Here is a 17,529-nt window from a genome sequence, read left to right as displayed (position 1 = left end):
AACCCCCGAGGAACAAGTCTGCCACAGCCACGCGGTTTCACGAGCGAGCGACGTCGCTTCCGTCATCCTCCACGCGCTCTTTCATGCCCAGGAACGAGAGCGCTTTCAGGCTCGGCAGAAAAAAGTACCCGCCTCCCCGCGTCGTCACGAATTTCCGCAGGGATGTCGCGCATTGCCGGACTGGTTCCGCGGGGATGATCAGGCGTCCCCCACCGTCTCCCGCCAGTGGGTCCTCGGCGCCCTCAATGCCTCCGAGCTGCTCGAAGTGCACCCAGCTTCTCTGGACAAGTTCGAACTGACGGCCCACGTGCGCGTTGAGCGCGATGAAGAGGAGCCCCTTGCCCTCCGCGTCCTCGTAGTTGAAGCCGCGCCGCAGGAGTCGATGCCGCCGTGTGACATCCGTGGACACGCGAGGCGAGGGCGGCAGCGCATCCCGAGGGTTGCACCGCCGCGTGTGCGCGGTGATGGGGCAGCCATGGCCGTGCGGGTCATCTCGCGCATAGCGGAAGTCGTTGTCGGGATGCGATGGACCTGTCCCGCTCGCGCGCGCGGGCGTGCCGTCCTTCTGGAACAGGAAGGGAAGGAGTCTGCGCAGCAAGCGGTGTCGTCGCGGCGTCGCGAGCGGTGTGCCGTCGCGCTGTCGTCCCACCAGCTTCGCGGCCACCCACTCACGTCGCTCTTCGGGAGTGCCCTCGGGTGCGAGCCCGGCCTGTTCGTCCAGGAAGCCCTCGAAGGCCGCCACGTCCTGCTCCAGCTTGCGCAGGACGAGGAACGTCCCGTTGTGTCCCAGGTCTCTTCTGCCCGGCAGTCCCGGAACGGGTGGCAGTGCGCTCGCTCCCGGCAGGTGCTCCGGAACGTGGGGCGACAGGGGCAACTCGCCGTACTCGTTGGCGTAGCCCAGCAGGAACTCTCCGCGCTTCACGGGCCTGTCGTAGTCCCGTGGATGTGTCGACGGGTCATCGAGCCCCTCCATGCGAGGCTGCGACACGCCATCCAGGAAGCCGAAGTGGTCGCGGAAGTAGCCCGGCGGATCTCCCTCGCGAGCACGTCGCTGGCCGCGCTGGATGAAGACCTCACGCAGCCCGTTCCGGTGCGCTCGCGCCAGGTGCTCGCGGAGCAGGGGCTCCATGTGCGCGGTGTCCGTCGCATACAGCAGCAGCAGGACTTGCAGCGTGTCCTCGTGCCGCGTCCCACCGAGCTTCCAGTGGTCCGGGTCATTCTCGTCCACGTCGCGCAGGTGCTCGCGGGCCCTCAGGGCCATGCCCTCGCGCAGCTCGCGGGGAAAGGTGGCGCGCACGTCCTCCGGCATCCCGAGTGCCATCAGCCCGGCATGGGACAGCGCCAGGTTGACGCGCGTCTGGCTGCGCGCGGAGTCCTGGAGGCGGAGCTGGAACTCAGCCCGGTCGGCGGGGGTGAGTGTCCCGTCGCTCGTCAGCTCGCGCAGCCACTGTCGGCATCCTTCCGCGTCGTCGATGCGCAAGAAGAGCAGAGTGAGCTCGCCCATGTGTCGGTAGCCGTGCAGCAGCAGGCCCTGGACATCGCGGAGGTCCACCTCCGTCGCAGGCTCAGGCGGGGGCGGGCTCCGCGTGGGCGAAGTCGGGAGTCTCGGCTCGGACGTGCGCATGGTGCTTCCTCCGGGGCCCTCGCCATCCCTGTCGGAGCGGGGCGAGCAACGCGGACAATGAGTGGACGACGAGGGCGAGAGGGCGCAGCAGCGGACGACCAGGGTCGCACGCCCCTCGCGACAGGAACGCGGCCAGGGCCTTTCGTGCTCCCCGGTCCTTCAGGAGCTGGTCCATGCGCTCGCGCGTGAGCAGCTCGCGCAGCCGGAGCGCGTTGTGCAACAGGAGGACGGAGTGCCGCTGGCGGGGGGTGCCGTCGAGCGCCGCGCTGTACCAGACGCGCGTAGGGACCTCGTGCGCGCGCAGCCAGTGCTTGAAGGGCTCTACCGGGAGGCGCTTCTTGGGCATCGTCGGGTCGATGCCTCGCGTCTTCGTGGGGAAGCCCTCGGTCCGGCTCCAGATGAGCTCCAGGAAGCCCCGCACGTCCGCGTGGTCGACGAACGCGTCGATGTACGACTCCCAGGTGTCGTCGTAGTTGCTGAAGAAGATGAGGTGGTGCGGTCCCCGTCCGTCCTCGTCGCTGTACACCAGCCACCGCGCGCAGTGGATGGTCTGCACGTGATTGAGGCCCACCACGTAGCGCTTCAAGCGCAGATTCACGCTGCGCAGCGCGAGCTTCGCCAGCGCCAGCGCGCCCGGGTCATCGACGATGCGCGCGACGTGCACCATGGGGTTCTGCACCATGGCGTCGCTCACTTGCGGAATGGCGGGCATGTCGCCCATGCCGTGCGCGGGCCACGACGTCGGACGCGCGTCGGGGTGTTTCCTCGCGTGCAGCCACATCCGTGCCTTGAGCAGGTAGATGCCGGGAAGCGCCCAGACATGGCGATAGACGGCATACGACAGAGTGGACAGCGCCGCCGAGTCACGCGCGGTCGCCAGTCGCTCCTTCCAGCCCGCATCATCCAGGCCCGGCGCGGCGGCTCGCGCGACATCACGCAGCTCGTGATGGAGGTCCGGCATGTCGCGGGGACGTCCCTTCCACGGTGTCTGCGCGAGCAGCGGGGCGCGCGTGTCCAGGTGCTCGTTCACCGCGCGCAGGGCGTTCACGGAGGCGCGCAGGTCCTCGGGCGCCTGGAAGCGGTAGGCGAAGTCCACGTGCCGGGTGACGGCGGTGGCGCGGTGGCGGACGAGGTAGTCCTCCACGGCCTCGGGTTCGGCCAGGCCCGCTTCGGGATATCCCGCGCAGTTCCGATAGAGGGCATCGAACAGATGGGCGGCCTTGGCTCCGCGTTGATGCAGCGTGCCCCACCAGTGCACCAGGGCGCGGAGCACCTCGCGGTCCAGCGCCTTCGCCTTCGTGCTCCGGGTGTCGACGACGGCATCCGCGCCGAAGATGAGTCGCGGGTCCCTGGTGGGCGCCGTCGTGGGGCTCAGGTCGATGACGGTCCATCGCGCGAAGTGCAGTCCTGGCACTCCCGCGAAGAGCTCTCGCCTCGCTTTGGCGACCGAGCTCAGCAAGTCATCCAGTGCCTCGCGCTTGCCTGGAAGGACACGCGTGATGACGGTCGATGTGCCATGGCGCATTCACACCTCCCTCGTTGGGCGCGCGGCTCCCGATGAGGTGGCGCCGGGCCGGGTGGGTGAGAACCAGAGTGGGGCCAGGGGCTTCGCCCGCTCGTCCCACCCGGTGGTTCGTGGACAGGCGGGAGTCGTAGGGGCCTGGGACTTGGGGACGGCCGTTCCTAAGGTGAACCCAGGGGGGAGAACGGACGCGGGGACATCCAGGGGACTCGGTGATGCCTGAGAGCGGCCAGGACGAGGAGCGACGCGACGGTTCCATGCTGGAGCGCGAGCTGGGCGCCGTCGAGGACGACGATTTCGACGACGCCTTCCTCCGCGAGGTGGCTCAGGCTTCGGTGCCTCCTCGCCTGCCTGTGCCCGGGATGCGCGTGGGCGACCGGGACGGGAAGCGCTACGAGGTGCTGGAGGAGCTCGGCGGAGGGGCCATGGGGCAGGTCTTCCGTGCCCTCGACACGGAACTTCAGCGGCCCGTCGCGCTGAAGTTCCTCGTCCCTCATGAGTCGATTGCCGAGGCACCGATGATCTCCCTGCTGCGGCAGGAGGGGCGGGCCATCGCGCAACTGGACCACGAGCACATCGTCCGCATCTTCAACGTGGACCTCTGGAGCAGCGAGCCGAGGGAGCCGCCAGTTCCCTTCCTCGTCATGGAGTGCCTGGAGGGCGAGTCCCTGTCGTCCCTGCTGCGACGAGGGCGGCCGGGGCACCGACGGGCGATGGAGATACTCGACGCGGTGGCCTCGGGGCTGGCGCACGCGCACGAGCGGCACATCGTCCACCGCGACCTCAAGCCCAGCAACGTGTTCATCACGCGCTCGGGTGTCGTGAAGATTCTCGACTTCGGGTTGTCCTGGCTGGTGGCCGCGAGCACCGCACCCGACGTGCTGCTCTCCACCGCGGGAACGCCGCCGTACATGGCGCCCGAGCAGTGGCGGGGTGAGGCGCAGGATGCCCGGACCGACCTCTGGGCGGCCGGCGTGCTGCTGTACGAGATGCTCGCGGGAGAGCCTCCCGTCCTGGGCACGCCGGAGGCGATTCGCGAGCGCGTGACGTCTCCAGGGCCCATGCCCTCGGTCCGCGCGCGCGCGCCCGAGGTGCCCGAGCCGGTGGACGGACTGCTGGCCGAGCTGCTGGCGAAGACACCGGAGACAAGGCTGCGCTCCGCGATGGAGCTGCGTGAGCGGCTGCGCGAGGTGGAAGAGGGGCTGGCTCCACGCCACGCGCCGAGGCGGGGCAGGCCTCCTCAGCGAAGGCAGGTGACGCTGGTCGCCTGTCGGCTGGCGGACCTGGCCGGACTCGCCGGGCGCCTGGACGCAGAGGACCTGGGCGAGCTGGAGGCCGCGTTCCATCGGAGCTGCTCGGACGTGCTGAGACAGCACGGGGGCACGGTCGTCCTGTCCGTCGGCGAAGAGGTGCTCGGTTGCTTCGGTCACCCGGTGGCGAGAGAGGACGACTCCGAGCGGGCCCTGCGCGCCGCGCTGCGACTGGCCACCACCGTGGCACCGACGCTCCATGAGTCGCTCGCATCGCTTCCGGAGCGGAAGCTGACGGTGACGGTGGGCGTGCACACGGACACGGTGGTGTTGGATGACGCCTCCATCCAGGGTGAGGCGCCGCGCGTGGCCGCCTGGCTGGCGCGACAGGCCACGCCGGGCACGGTGTGGCTCAGTGACTCGACGGATGTGCTGACGCGCGGGGCCTTCGTGACACAGGCCCTGCCACCGCTGCGCTTCACGGGCCTGTCGGGCGTGCGAGACGTGACTCCCTACCGCCTGGTGCAGCCACGGCGCGTCACCAGTCGCTTCGACCGGGGGCTCGTGTCGCGCAACCTCACGCCCCTCGTGGGGCGGCGCGCGGAGCTCCGGTTCCTCCTGGAGCAATGGGAGGAGGCGCGCGCGGGGCGGGGGACGTGTGTGCTCGTCACGGGCGAGGCAGGCATCGGCAAGTCCCGGCTGGTTCGCGAGGTGCGCGAGCGCGTGCCTCCCTTCATGGCTCACCTGCTCCGAGGACAGTGCTGGCCTCAGTCGACCACCAGCTCCTTCGCGCCCGCCATCGACCTGCTGCGCCGCATGTTCCAGCTCGACGTCGAGGGCACGCCCAAGGAGCACCGCGCGCGCCTGGAAGCGGCCCTGGGCATGCTCGGACTCGGGGAGACGCGCACGCGGTTGCTGTCGGGCCTGGTGGGGCTCTCCGGCGAGGAGGGCGCGCCACACCTGCGCTACGCCCCCGAGCGACTCATGCAGGAGACGCTGGATGCCCTGGTGCATGTGCTGAAGCGCTTGTCCGAGCAACGCCCCGTGTTGCTGGAGGTCGAGGACCTGCACTGGGCGGACCCGTCCTCGCTGCAGCTGCTGGGCTTCCTCCTGGACCGCTTGCCGAAGCTGCGCGTCTGCCTGTTGCTCACGTCGCGCGGCGCGTTGCCTCCACCCTGGGCCGACGATGCGCGCGTGCAGCGGCTCGGCCTGGAGCGGCTGGCGCCTCCCGTGGCGGGAGAGCTGGTGCGCAAGGCGGCGGGCAACAGGCCGCTCTCGTCGGAGCTGGTCTCCCGGCTGGTGCGCCGCGCGGACGGCATCCCGCTCTTCGCCGAGGAGCTGACGCGGCGGGTGGTGGAGGAGCCTCGAGGGGGCGAGTCCCCGTCGGTGGAGGTGCCTGTGTCGCTGCGCGAGCTGCTCCTCACGCGGCTGGACAGACTGCCTGGCCCGCAGAAGGAGCTGGCGCAGCTCTGCGCGGTGGTGGGACGCAGCTTCTCCCATGCGCTGCTCGCGGCGCTGTCGGGACGGACGGAGACCTCGCTGCGCGCGGACCTCTCCGGCCTGGTGGACGAGGGCCTGTTGCAGCCGGCCGAGACAGTGGAGCCCAGCTACGGGTTCCGGCATGCGCTCATTCAAGACGCCGCGGCGGACTCGCTGCCGCGCAAGTCACGGCGGCAGTACCACCGTCGCGTCGCCCGCGTGCTGGCGGAGCAGTTTCCTGAAATGGCCGAAGCGCAGCCGGAGCTGCTGGCGTGGCACTACACCGAGTCGGGGCAGGCGGAGGCGGCCATCCGGTGGTGGGCGCGAGCGGGGGAGATGGCGAGCCGGCGCATGGCCAACGTGGAGGCCATCAGCCACTTGCGACAGGCCCTGTCGTTGCTGCGCGCGCAGCCGCCCTCCCGCGCGCTCGATGGCGAGGAGCTGAAGCTGCTCCTCGGCCTGGCGCTGCCACTGGTCCAGGTGCAGGGGTACTCCGCGCCGGAGGTCGAGTCCGTCCATGCACGTGTCCGCTTCCTGATGCGAGAGCTGGAGGACGACCTGCCCCGACTGGAGCCGCCGCACTGGGTGGCCTTCGCGCATGCCTTCGCGCGAGCGCACTGGGATGAGGCCCACGAGGTGGCGGAGCGACTGGTGAGACTGGGGCGCCGGAATGGCCAGCGGGAGCTGTTGGCCCTGGGCTACCGGATGCGGGCCACGGACTTCTTCACGTGGGGCCGGCTGGCCTCCGCGCTGGAGAACGTGGAGCTGGCCCTGACGTACTCGGACTTCGAGCTGGAGCAACACCAGGTCCTCGCCGTCAAGCACTGGGTGAATCCTCGCGTGGCGGCGCTGGCGTACGCGGCGGTGTTGCACGCGGTGATGGATGCGCCCGAGGCCTCTCGCGACCACGCACGACAGGCGCTGCGGCTGGCGATGGACATCGGCCATGCGAACACCTCCGCCTTCGCGCTGCTGTACGCGGCCCTGTCCGCCCAGCTTCGTCGCGAGCCTCGCGAGGCGCTGGAGCTGTGTGACAGGAACATCGCGCTCTCCCGCGAGCACCACTTCCGGCTGTGGCTGGGCTGGTCCACGCTCATCCGCGCCTGGGCGCAGGCGCTGTCGGGCAGCCCGAGGGAGGGGCTCGCGTTGATGCAAGCGGCGCTCGTGCACTGGCGACGCTCCGGCTTCAAGGCGGGGTTGCCGCACAACCTGGGGATGCTGGCTGAAATCCACCTGCTGCTCGGTCAGCCGGGCGAGGCACTCTCCGCGCTGCGCGAGGCCCTGGGAGAGGCCGGGACGACGGGCGAGCGCTCCTACGAGGTGATGCTGCGAGGCCTGGAGGCGGAGGCTTTGTCCATGCTGGGGCGCGAGGACGAGTCCCTCTCCGCGCGGATCCTCGCCCTGCGCGTCGCGGAGACCCAGGGTGCGCTGGGCTACGGTCGGCTGGTGCGGGAGCGGAGGCTGGGGCATCCGCTGGTCGAGCTTCCTCTCGTGCAGGACCTTCAAGCAGAGGAGCCCGCGCCTGGACCGTGATGCGAGGGACATCACAGCGCGGAGTGGGTGACTCCTCCAGGCAGGTCCAATGCAGGAGCGTGATGTGATGGTGTCGATGAACGTCGAGCCAGGGGGAGTCTCGGAGGCGGAGGCCCCGGTGCCTCGCGAGCAGGCGGAGCAGGTGCTGCACGCGCTCTGCACGCGTGGCGAGTATGGGGCGGCGGTGGAGCTGGCCATGCGCACCTACGGGCCGGAGCTGCGGAGGTTGATGGCCTCCGTGCTCCATCACCCGGAGCTGGCGAAGGATGCGTTCGGCCTGTTCAGCGAGAACCTGGTCAAGGGGCTTCCGGGCTTCCGGTGGGAGAGCTCCTTCCGGACGTGGGCGTACCGGCTCGCGCGCAACGCCTGCTACCACCAGCTCCACTCGCCAGCCCTGCGAGAACAACCGGTGAGCGAACCCGCGGCGAACGAGCCGCAGCGGCACCGCACGGATACACACCCCTGGCAGCGCACCGCCGTGAAGGAGCGCTTCCGCGCGCTGCGCGAGCAACTGGAGCCTCAAGAGCGGATGCTGTTGATGCTGCGCGTGGACCAGCGTCAGCCGTGGACGGAGATTGCCCGCGTCATGGTGGAGTCCGACGAGCCGCTGACGCGCGAGGCGCTGAACCGACGGGCCGCGGCGCTGCGCCAGCAGTTCCAGCGCGTGAAGGCGCGGCTGCGGGCGCTCGCCATCGAACAGGGCGTCATCTCCGCGGAGAGCGTGGAGTCGGCGGAGTGACGCGCGGGCTCAGGTCGTCCCGGGGGCTGGCGCCTTGTAGACGCGGAAGCGCGCCACGGAGCGGTAGCCCATGCGGGTGTAGAGGGGCTCGCCGGCCTCGGAGGCGTGGAGCACGGTGCGCTGGATGCCCCAAGCGTCCCGGGCCTCCTGGAGCGCGCGCCGCATGATGAACTCCGCCGCGCCGACCCGGCGGTGCTCGGGCGAAGTGGCCACGAGCGAGATGTACGCGACTCCCTCCACGCGGGTGACGACGGTGCTGCTGGCGGGCGCATCACCCCGGCAGGCGACGAAGCCCCGAGTGTCGGCGTCGTAGAGGCTCTCCACGTCGAACGCCTCGCGGCCCGTCTCGCGGGACACGTCGTAGGACCGGGCGTTGATGTCGGCCACGGCCTGCCGGCCCCAGGTGTCCTGGACGGGACGGACCTCCAGGGAGGGCAGGGGGCGCACGGGCTCCGTGAGCGGGTCGCACACCATGCCGGAGAGGACGGCGAGCGGCTTGAGCTTGTACCAGGCGAGGATGGACTCGGCGCGCTCACGCACCTGGGGCGCGAGCCATTCGTCTGAGATGACGAAGGTCCACGCATGCTTGCCCGTGGCGAAGTAGCGCGCGGCGGAGGCGACGGAGGTCGCCAGGGCCTGCTCGGTGTCAGCAGGGGCGCGCAGGAAGGCCGCGTTCATCAGGGCCCACGAGACGTGGCTCGCGGCGATGTAGATTTCGGGGCGCTCGACGACTTCTCCCGAGCGTGCCCCCAACGCCATCCTCCGCCACGCGCCGCGAAATTGCGCATGGGACTCGTCGATCTCTGCCTGCGTCGCGGAGTGCATGGAGGGGCTCCAGGGAAGGGGTGGACCGCCGAGTGTACCCCACGGGCCCCGCATGGAAACGCGGGGCCCCTGAATCCATCCATTTCTGTTCAGCGCGCCGCCACCCCGCGCATCAGCGGCCGGGCCTTCTCCAGCAGCGCGAGGAACTCCTCACGCTCCGCGTTGCCCGCCGGAGTCGCCGCGCGCGCGATTTCTCGCACGGTCTCCAGGCTCCAGTGCTCCGCGTGGGGACTCGCGCGGAGCAGCTCCGCCGCGCCCATCACCGCCGTCGCGAAGCGCAGGTCCACGCTGGCCGCCTTGAACGTGCCCGCGAGCGCGCTGGCCACGAAGGGATAGGCCCGCTCGGAGGCATTCACGCCGCGCGGCTTCTTCGCGCGCACGTGCACCGTGGCCAGTCCCGCGCCCGCGCCGGGTTTGAGCTCCAGCTCGTACAGCGCGGTGACGGTGTGGCCGGAGCCCAGCTCACCCGCATCGACCTTGTCGTCGCGGAAGTCGCGGTCCGCGATGTTGCGGTTCTCGTAGCCGACCAGGCGATAGCGCGCGACCTGCTCGGGGTCGAAGTCCACCTGGAGCTTCACGTCCTGCGCGATGACCTCCAGCGTGCCGCCGAGCTGCTCCTGGAAGATGCGGCGCGCGGCCATCAGCGAGTCCACGTAGAAGTAGTTGCCGTTCCCCTTGTTCGCGAGCTGCTCCATCGTGGTGTCCTTGTAGTTCCCCATGCCGAAGCCCACGGTGGTCAGGGTGATGCCTTCCTTCACGTGGCCCTGGATGGTCTTCAGGATGTCCTCGTGTGACGTCTTGCCCACGTTGGCGTCGCCGTCGGAGAGGACGATGACGCGCGAGTAGGACGCCCCATCCAGCGTCTTCATCGCCTCCTGGTAGGCCAGCTCGATTCCCGAGCCCATCGCGGTGGAGCCTCCGGCGGTGAGGTCCTCAATCGCCGCATGGATGAGGGCCTTGCGCTCCAGGCCCGTGGGGGCGAGCACCCGCCGCACGTTGCCCGCGTAGGTGACGAGCGCCACCGTGTCGCCGTCGCGCAGGTTGTCCACCAGCATGCGCAGTGCACGCTGGGCGAGCGGCAGCCGGTCCGGGGAACCCATGGACCCGGAGACGTCCACGAGGAAGGTGAGGTGCGCGGGCTTGCGCTCGGAGATGCTCAGGCGCTTGCCATGGACGCCCACGCGCAAGAGGTGTCGATTCGGAGTGAAGGGAGAGGGGGCCGCGTCCATGTGCACGGCGAAGGGGCCGTCGCTCGGCGTCGGGTCCGGGTACGTGTAGCGGAAGTAGTTGAGCAACTCCTCCACGCGCACGGCGTCGTGCGGTGGCAGCGCGCCCTCCATCAGGTGGCGCCGCGTCATCGTGTACGAGGCCGTGTCCACGTCCACCGCGAAGGTGGAGAGCCGGTCTTCCGCCGCCGTCACGAAGGGATTCACGTCGGCCTTGCGCGAGGGCTCCGCGTCCGAAGTGGAAGGCTTGTCCTCGAGCGAGGTGTCCTTCTTTCCCGTGAGGCGCGCGACGTTCGGATGCACGCGGACAGAGCCCGTGTATCCCGAAGGGGCCTGGGCCGAGCCGATTCCGGAGCCGTAGTTCATGCTGCTTCCACCGCGGCCCTTCGTGCCGATGGATCCAATGCCAGGGCCAGGGCCCAGCCTGCCTCCAATGCCACCGCCGCCCGCGCCGGTGCCGAACATCCCAAGGCCGACCTGTGCCTTGGTCTCCTTCGCGGAGGGGGCAGGGGCCGGGGTCTTGGGTGCGGCGGCCGCTGGTGCTGGCACCGTCTTCGAGGGCTCGGACTTCATGGCGGGCTGTGCGCTGGCTTCGAGCGCGTGGGTTCCCGCCGTGTCGCCCTGTGCCTTCGCCATCGCGGGGGTGCTGTTGGCGTCCTCGCTCGAACGGCACGCGAACATCATGCTTCCCACCGCGAGTGCACACACGACACCCGTGACGGCCCTGGGGTTCCGCCTCATCTGCTGCCTCCGTGCCTTGGAATCGCCGCCTGCTTCGGACAGCAGGCAGGCGCGAAAGGTTCCGCGCGTTCCTTTCAGACGCAGCCGCGTCACGTTGGGACGCCAGCGCCGTGGTCGTCGGCGACCCTTGCCCGCATGGCGCGTTCCGCGCGCCGGTACGCTCCTTGCTCATGGCGGCGCCCCAGGGGTGACGACACCATGTTGATCTTCTTGCGAACCAACGCCCAGGCCGACGCGGTCATCACGACGGCCAATCCGACCGTCGTCCTCGCGGACTACGCGGCGACCTATCCCAGGGTGGCCAACGGCGCCCGAGTCGTCGTCCCCTGGTACTCCATCGACGCGGACCCCGTGGTGTTCGGAAGGCGCCTGCTCACCGTGGCGGCGGCGGACCCCGTGTGCCGCGCGCTCATCGCACGCGCCACCACGGTCTGGGGCCTGGACTTCTCCATCAACGCGGGAGCGTTCGTCACGGAGGAGGTCCAGAACAAATATCTGAAGCTGCTCAAGGTCTGGCTGAGCCCGCTGTCAGGCAACCTGGGCAGTCGCAACGCGCATCGCTCCACGGTGGATGAGCAGTACGCGCGGCTCTGGAGCCTGCATGGCCTCAATCAGGGCACGCTGCGCAACCTGGTGTTGCTGCCCTTCTTCAGCGAGCTGAACGTCGCCGGCCGGAGAGATCGCATCCAGATCTACCGCAATGTGACGGAAGCGGCCCGAGCGCTCGTGGGTGAGGTGACGACCTGGCCCTCGCGCACCATCGAGAAGATCACGGTGTTGTCGCTGTTGCGCAGCCCGGGGTTGGGCGCGCTCCAGCGGCGGATGCTCTCCATCGTGGCCACCGGCCTGGCCAACGGCGCCATCGCGGCCAACTACACCATGTGGGAGTACCTTCCGTACTACCTGCGGGGCGTCCCGTTGGAGCCCACGGACACGGGGACCGCGCAACCTCGCGTGCTCGGGGCACTCCACGATTGCTTGAATGACGCCCTCGACACCCGGGCGATCGCGGATCAGGGGTTGATTGGTGCGTTCCAGGCCCTGGCGGGCGGCGCGGAGTACCGCCGCTGGCGGATGCTGCCGCCGGTGGCGCGGTATCAGGTGTTGATCAGCGACCTGGCGCGCATCCTTCCAGGAGGCAAGCAGCACAGCCCCCACATCCGCGTGGAGTTCGACCCGCTCACGCTGGGTGGACTGCCCGGCAACATCGCTGGCTACGACGGGTGGCCGGTGTCGATGCGCGTCCATGCGGGCGCGACGCCCCACGACCCGGGACAGGCCTTCCCCTTCTCCACGGGGTGGACGCGCAACGAGTACTGCTCGAACGTCGTCTCGTCGAGGTTGATGCTCGCGCCGCTCTACGCGGGCACGTCCGGCCACAACCAGGGACGCATCAGGGCGTGGCTCTCATTCGTTCCGACCTTGCCCGCGCTCGCCAACATCCCGTTGGGGCTGGTCATCTCCGCCGGCTACTCCGTGCTCTGGCGGCTCTACTACGACAAGCGCGTGAGCGGCTTCCACACGCTGTTCGAGACGTTCCAGGGCTCGCATGCCGACGACACGGTCCGGGACTTGAGTGGCATCGCGCAAGTCGCCGGGGACGACGTGTGGAACGCCGCGCTGAACCGCTCACGCAACGGCAGGACGCAGGTGCGGTCGTTCTGGCGAGACTGCCTGGCGCTCTACGGGCGGCAAGGTCGCAATCTCGGCCGCGAGCTCAAGGTGCAGGCGGCCCAGGCGCGTCAACAGGTCCTCCAGGCCTGCCCGGGCGCGGTCATTCCCCGGTGGAGTACGACGGGCGACGTGGACCGCACGGGAACCGAGGTGGACGTCTGGGCCGGTGACAGGAACGAGGAGGTCCTTCGCGAGTACGCGGTGTGGCGGCGTCTGACGGAGGGCGAGGCCGTGCCCCGGCTCGTGGGCGGCTCGTCGATGAACGCCGTCGTGCTGCACCAGTCGCAGGCGCCCATCCTCCAGCCCGCTCAGCGGTTGACCCTCCAGGCGGATATCGCCGCCGCGATTGGCGCGCAGAACTACCTGGGTGACTCGCAGATGAAGAAGCTCTTCCACAAATGGCTGGTCACGAACGCCTCCGACAAGACGACCGACGAGGAGGAGAAGCGGAAGCGCGACGACGAGGTTCAGAGAATCCGCTCGTTGTTCGATCAGCTCGCCCAGGGGAATGCCGGGCCCACCCTGGCGATTGCCGGCCCGCAGCAGGCTCTTCCTCCCATCACGGACGAAGAGCACGTCTGATTGACCCATGCTCATCCCGTCCCTTGCTCCCGATGCGACGTCCGCTGTGCTCGTGCTCGACGACGGGGGTGAGGAGGCGCGTCTGTTGCGCACGACGACACGCCCGCCGGACCTGGTGGGGCTGGATGCACAAGGGCTCGCGGAGCTGCGGTGCTCGGGGAGCGCGCAGCTCTCCGTGGCGGGCTTTCGTGATCTGGTTCGGCGACTCGAGGGCGTGAGCGCTGAGTCGCTGTACGTGTTCGATTTGCGCCAGGAGTCGCATGGCTTCCTGAATGGCGCCGCGGTGAGCTGGTACGCCGAGTCCAACTGGGGCGCGGCGGGGCTGTCCGACGAGGAGGCCCTGGCGCTGGAGGCCGGACGGCTGCGGCTGCTCGCGCGCTCGCGGATGGTGAGGGTAGGGGATGCCGGCACGGTGAAGCGCCGTGAGCCCCTGGTCTCCACCGAGTGGGAGTGCCGCGACGTCCACGACGAGGCCCGCGCCTTCGAGCTTCCTCCGGAGCGCTACGTGCGGCTGCCCGTCACCGACCACACGCGGCCTCGCGATGAGACGGTGGAGCGCTTCATCCAGAAGGTGCGTTCGCTCGACGAGGGAGCGCACGTGCACCTGCACTGCCGGGGAGGCAAGGGGCGCACCGCCACGTTCATGTGCCTGCTGGACATGCTGCGCAATGCCGAGCGGCTCTCGCTGGACGCGCTGCTTACGCGTCAGGCGCGGCTCGGGGGGTACGACCTTCGCAAGGCGGCGGACCCCACCAGCCGCAAGGCGCCGTACATCGCGGAGCGCCGGGCCTTCATCGAGCAGTTCCACGCGTACGCGCGGGAGAACCCAGGCGGCGCGCCGCTCGGATGGTTGGCGTGGCTTGCTCGGCGGCCCATGAACCCCGAACACAAAGGCTGAGGGGTGGTCTAGGGTCCGCCGCATGACGCAGGCCGTTTCGGACGCATGGACGTTGCCCTGGCGGGGGCTGGGGCTGAGCAGCAACCTGAGCGCGGCGGACGTACCGCAGCCCTACCGGCTGCTGGATGCGTCACCGGGCCTCTTCGACTTCGTCGAGTACAGCGCGCCCTTGTCCCTGGACGAGGCGCGCACCCAGGCGTCGTTGTTCCCCGAGATGTGGAGCCGCCGCGCGGACGTGCCGGTGCTCTTCCATCCCGTGCACCTGAATCTCTGGGGGCCGGAGCTGGAGCCCGCCTCCGTGCTCAAGGAGTTGGACGCGCACGCGCGCGCCGTGGGCAGCCCGTGGGTGGGCAATGACGTGGGCTGGTGGCATGTGGGAGGCCAGCCGTTCCCGGGCTACCTCTACATCACGCCTCCGTTCAACGAGGCGGGGCTCGCGGACTGCGTGGCGCATGCGCTCCATGTCCAGTCGCACCTCTCCATGCCCCTGGTGCTGGAGAACCCCGCGGTGCTCGCGCGACGGGGTGAGTGGCACGTGCTCGACTTCCTCGCGAAGCTGCACGCGCGCACGGGCCTGCCGCTGCTGCTGGATTTGGGGCACCTCTTCAGTCACCAGCTCGCCTCCGGGCTGCCACTGGAGGCGGGGCTGGATGGCTTCCCGCTGGAGCAGGTCGTCGAAATCCACATCGCGGGCGGCGTGGTGACAAGGCGGGGCGCGCGCGGCTTCTACGTCGATGACCACACCCAACCGGTGCGCGAGGAGCTGTTCAAGCTGTTGGAGTCCTTGCTACCGCGTTGTCCCTCGCTGCGCGCCGTCACCTTCGAGGGGGATGGTCATCCTCCCGAGGTGGCCCAGGTGTCGCTGCGTCGGCTGCGGGCGATGATTCCTTCGGGGGAGCGTGCGCCGCTGCGCCTTCGCCCACCCGAGCCGCGCACGACCCCGCCGCTGATGGCGGAGAGCCGGCCGTGGGAGCTGTTCGAGGCGGGCCACGGCGGAGTCCCCACGGGTGTGACGGAGGACCCCGAGGGCACGCTCGCGGACCAGGACTTCCGGCTGGCCGTGGTGGCGGAGACGCTGGACAAGGACTGGCCGCTGTCCCGGCTGCTGCTGGCGGGTACGCGCGAGGACCTGGTGGCCTTCACCAGCTCACGCGAGTACCGGAACCTCTTCGGCGGGGGAGGGCGCTCGCTGGCGCAGACCTTCTCCGCCTGGGCGATGCGGCGGCTGCGCGAGCGGCCCGACGACGGGGCCTCCGCCGCGCTGAGCCTGGAGATGATGGCGCCCACCGCGTTCATGAAGGCGGTGCCCACCCCGGGCCCGGGGCAGGTGGGCCTGGTGGACGAGGTCCGACCCGGGAGCTTTCCGGCGGACCTGTCCGAACTGCTCTTCGCCTCTCGGGCCGTGCGCCGGCACCTCACCGCCCGTGCGTGGGCATGTGGGGAGCTGGAGCTGTCCGGACTGGAGGCGCTGGCGCAGGTGGCTCGGCGCCCGGGGGCGGCGGCCTGGACCTTCGCGGTGCGACGCAAGTCCCCGGGACATGAGCTGTTGAGCGTGTCGCGAGGCCTGGCGGAGCTGCTCCGGGAGCTGGCGTCCCGGCCTCGGGAGGCGGCGTTGGTGGCGCCGGCCCTGCTGGCGGAGGGGCTCCATCACCGGCTGATCCGCCTGGGTGACACCCCAGGAGTGGACCGAACCCTTGCGCCTGACCGTCCGGTAAGGTAGGTCGCGCCGCAATGACGTCGTCACCCCTCGTTATCGGCATCGCGGGTGGCACCGCGTCCGGCAAGACCACCGTCGCGCGAAAGGTCCGTGAGGCGCTTGCCGACTGTCGCGTGGCCTTCATCGATCAGGACTCGTACTACAGGGACTTGAAGGACCTCCCCATCGCGGACCGCCGCGAGGTGAACTTCGACCACCCGGACGCGTTCGACACGGACCTGCTGGTGAAGCACCTCCGGGAGCTGAAGGCCGGACGTCCCATCCAGAAGCCCGTCTATGACTTCGTCACCTCGTCGCGTCAGCCCCGCACCATGGGCGTGGACCCGGGGGACATCATCCTCATCGAGGGCATCCTCGTCCTGCACATGAAGGAAGTGCGCGACGAGATGGACGTGAAGATCTACGTCGACGCGGACGATGACCTGCGCATCCTCCGGCGCCTCACCCGCGACATCAAGGACCGGGGCCGCGACTTCGACCACGTCGTGAGCCAGTACCTGCGCCACGTGCGCCCCATGCACATGGGCTTCGTGGAGCCGTCCAAGCACTTCGCGGACATCATCATCCCGCACGGCGGCAACAACGAGATTGCCATCAGCATGCTGGTGGGTGCCCTGCGCGGGAAGCTCTCCGCGCCGCAGCCCCGCGAGTAGCCGTCTTCAGCCCACGCGCCGGAGGAAGTCTCCCAGCGGCGCGTGCAGTCGCTCCGGCTCCGTCAAGAGCGCCCCATGGTCTCCGGGGCCGGGCAGCTCCACCATCCGCGCGCTCACTCCCGCGGCGGACAGGAGATGATACGTGTCCCGCACCCGGTTCACCGGCGCCAGCACGTCCGAGCTTCCCGCCAGCAGCAGCACCCGCGCGCGAATCTGCGAGAAGCAGTCCGCCACGTCGCAGCCCGCATAGGCCGAGCACAGCGTCGCCCACGACGAGGCATCGAAGGTGTCGGCGAAGGACTCCGCCTCCGCGTCGAGCGCGGCCCGCGCCGCGTCGGCGTCAGCGAAGTGCCGGGAGAGGTACTCCCGTCCATACAGCAGCTTCTGGAAGTCCAGCCGCAGCCGTCGCATCGTCTTGCGAGGCCAGGCGTCCGGCTCGTACAGGCCCTCGCGGAAGTCCGGGTCCGCGCGGAGCAGCTGCCACGCCAGTCCCAGCTTCTCGCGCACGCCCTCCGGGAGCGCCCGAGCCGCGCCGATGGCGACCACCGAGTCCGACAGCTCAGGGAAGAGCGCGGCCAGTCGCAGCGCCACCTGTCCCCCAAGCCCCACGCCCACCAGGCCCCGGACGCGGTTCAGCCCGCGAGCCCGCAGCAGCGCGGACACGCCGCGTGCCATGTCGAGCACCGTGAGTGGTGGCAGGTTCAGCCCCAGGCGCTCGCCCGTCTCCACGTCCACCGTCGCCGGAGACGTGCTCCCGAAGGGGCTGCCCAGCAGGTTCGGGACGATGACGGGCATGATGTCCGGGTCCAACGGCTGCCCCGGGCCCACCAGCTCCCGCGCCCAGCCCGCGTGCTGGTACGCGGAGTCCTCCACGGGGCCCAGCGCCCGGTGCGAGTGAGAGACGTCGTGCAGCAGCACCACCGCTTTGCCGTCACACGGTTCCCCGTAGGCCTCCCAGGCCACCTGGGGGTTGCGCAACAGCTCTCCCTCCTCCAGAGGAAGCAGCGAGTTGAACAGGTGGGTGCCGGTGGCCTGGATCACGTTGGGGAATTTTCATATCACTGCC

The 17,529-nt window shown here is 69.9% G+C and carries 11 protein-coding genes; 6 read left to right on the top strand and 5 right to left on the bottom strand.

All coding sequences use genetic code 11. The features are described 5' to 3' along the window. Positions 1-37 precede the first annotated feature (37 nt). Together LZ199_RS14795 and LZ199_RS14790 are read right to left on the bottom strand one after the other, a co-directional pair. Complete coding sequence (locus LZ199_RS14795; RefSeq protein ID WP_253994326.1) at positions 38-1,624, bottom strand: Dyp-type peroxidase; 1,587 nt, start codon at positions 1,622-1,624, stop codon at positions 38-40. Then, positions 1,566-3,149 carry a hypothetical protein gene (locus tag LZ199_RS14790; protein WP_253994325.1) on the bottom strand — a complete coding sequence of 528 codons (1,584 nt, stop codon included), beginning with the start codon at positions 3,147-3,149 and terminating at the stop codon, positions 1,566-1,568. Before LZ199_RS14790 ends, LZ199_RS14795 begins: the two co-directional genes overlap by 59 nt. 212 nt (positions 3,150-3,361) lie before the next feature. On the opposite strand from LZ199_RS14790, the gene LZ199_RS14785 reads away from it, so the two are divergent. After that, positions 3,362-7,408: a protein kinase domain-containing protein gene (locus LZ199_RS14785; RefSeq protein WP_253994324.1), complete on the top strand. Its 4,047-nt coding sequence runs from the start codon at positions 3,362-3,364 to the stop codon at positions 7,406-7,408. Positions 7,409-7,475: 67 nt separating this feature from the next. Then, positions 7,476-8,147, top strand: coding sequence for an RNA polymerase sigma factor (locus tag LZ199_RS14780; protein WP_253994323.1), 672 nt, complete (start codon positions 7,476-7,478; stop codon positions 8,145-8,147). Between the two features lie 9 nt (positions 8,148-8,156). On the opposite strand, the gene LZ199_RS14775 is transcribed toward LZ199_RS14780, so the two are convergent. Together LZ199_RS14775 and LZ199_RS14770 are read right to left on the bottom strand one after the other, a co-directional pair. Then, positions 8,157-8,972, bottom strand: a complete 816-nt coding sequence (locus LZ199_RS14775; protein ID WP_253994322.1) for a GNAT family N-acetyltransferase — start codon at positions 8,970-8,972, stop codon at positions 8,157-8,159. Positions 8,973-9,061: 89 nt separating this feature from the next. Further along, positions 9,062-10,882 carry a vWA domain-containing protein gene (locus LZ199_RS14770; protein ID WP_253994321.1) on the bottom strand — a complete coding sequence of 607 codons (1,821 nt, stop codon included), beginning with the start codon at positions 10,880-10,882 and terminating at the stop codon, positions 9,062-9,064. A 255-nt stretch (positions 10,883-11,137) separates the two neighbouring features. On the opposite strand from LZ199_RS14770, the gene LZ199_RS14765 reads away from it, so the two are divergent. The 4 genes from LZ199_RS14765 to udk are packed head-to-tail and all read left to right on the top strand — an operon-like array spanning position 11,138 to position 16,463. Further along, a complete protein-coding gene (locus LZ199_RS14765) occupies positions 11,138-13,195 on the top strand; it encodes a hypothetical protein (protein ID WP_253994320.1) in 2,058 nt (685 codons plus the stop codon). A 7-nt stretch (positions 13,196-13,202) separates the two neighbouring features. Continuing rightward, positions 13,203-14,093 (top strand): phosphatase domain-containing protein, encoded by an 891-nt coding sequence (locus tag LZ199_RS14760; RefSeq protein ID WP_253994319.1) that lies wholly within the window; start codon positions 13,203-13,205, stop codon positions 14,091-14,093. 22 nt (positions 14,094-14,115) lie between these two features. Then, on the top strand, positions 14,116-15,813 hold the full coding sequence (locus LZ199_RS14755) for a DUF692 domain-containing protein (RefSeq protein ID WP_253994318.1): 1,698 nt from the start codon (positions 14,116-14,118) through the stop codon (positions 15,811-15,813). Between the two features lie 11 nt (positions 15,814-15,824). Next, the gene (gene udk / locus LZ199_RS14750; RefSeq protein WP_141643739.1) at positions 15,825-16,463 is read left to right on the top strand and encodes a uridine kinase; all 639 of its coding nucleotides are present in this window, start codon (positions 15,825-15,827) and stop codon (positions 16,461-16,463) included. 6 nt (positions 16,464-16,469) lie between these two features. On the opposite strand, the gene LZ199_RS14745 is transcribed toward udk, so the two are convergent. Beyond that, positions 16,470-17,504, bottom strand: a complete 1,035-nt coding sequence (locus tag LZ199_RS14745) for an alpha/beta fold hydrolase (RefSeq protein ID WP_253994317.1) — start codon at positions 17,502-17,504, stop codon at positions 16,470-16,472. Positions 17,505-17,529 lie beyond the last annotated feature (25 nt).

This window comes from Myxococcus qinghaiensis, assembly GCF_024198215.1.
Classification (GTDB): Bacteria; Myxococcota; Myxococcia; order Myxococcales; family Myxococcaceae; genus Myxococcus; species Myxococcus qinghaiensis.
The sequence above is the reverse complement of the archived record's forward strand: the minus strand, read 5'-3'. Positions and strand labels throughout refer to the sequence as shown.

Coding starts and splice junctions, on each gene's coding strand:
- LZ199_RS14765 (WP_253994320.1), top strand. CDS start 11,138: ATGTTGATCTTCTTGCGAACCAACGCCCAGGCCGACGCGGTCATCACG.
- LZ199_RS14785 (WP_253994324.1), top strand. CDS start 3,362: ATGCCTGAGAGCGGCCAGGACGAGGAGCGACGCGACGGTTCCATGCTG.
- LZ199_RS14780 (WP_253994323.1), top strand. CDS start 7,476: ATGGTGTCGATGAACGTCGAGCCAGGGGGAGTCTCGGAGGCGGAGGCC.
- udk (WP_141643739.1), top strand. CDS start 15,825: ATGACGTCGTCACCCCTCGTTATCGGCATCGCGGGTGGCACCGCGTCC.
- LZ199_RS14775 (WP_253994322.1), bottom strand. CDS start 8,972: ATGCACTCCGCGACGCAGGCAGAGATCGACGAGTCCCATGCGCAATTT.
- LZ199_RS14755 (WP_253994318.1), top strand. CDS start 14,116: ATGACGCAGGCCGTTTCGGACGCATGGACGTTGCCCTGGCGGGGGCTG.
- LZ199_RS14770 (WP_253994321.1), bottom strand. CDS start 10,882: ATGATGTTCGCGTGCCGTTCGAGCGAGGACGCCAACAGCACCCCCGCG.
- LZ199_RS14795 (WP_253994326.1), bottom strand. CDS start 1,624: ATGCGCACGTCCGAGCCGAGACTCCCGACTTCGCCCACGCGGAGCCCG.
- LZ199_RS14790 (WP_253994325.1), bottom strand. CDS start 3,149: ATGCGCCATGGCACATCGACCGTCATCACGCGTGTCCTTCCAGGCAAG.
- LZ199_RS14760 (WP_253994319.1), top strand. CDS start 13,203: ATGCTCATCCCGTCCCTTGCTCCCGATGCGACGTCCGCTGTGCTCGTG.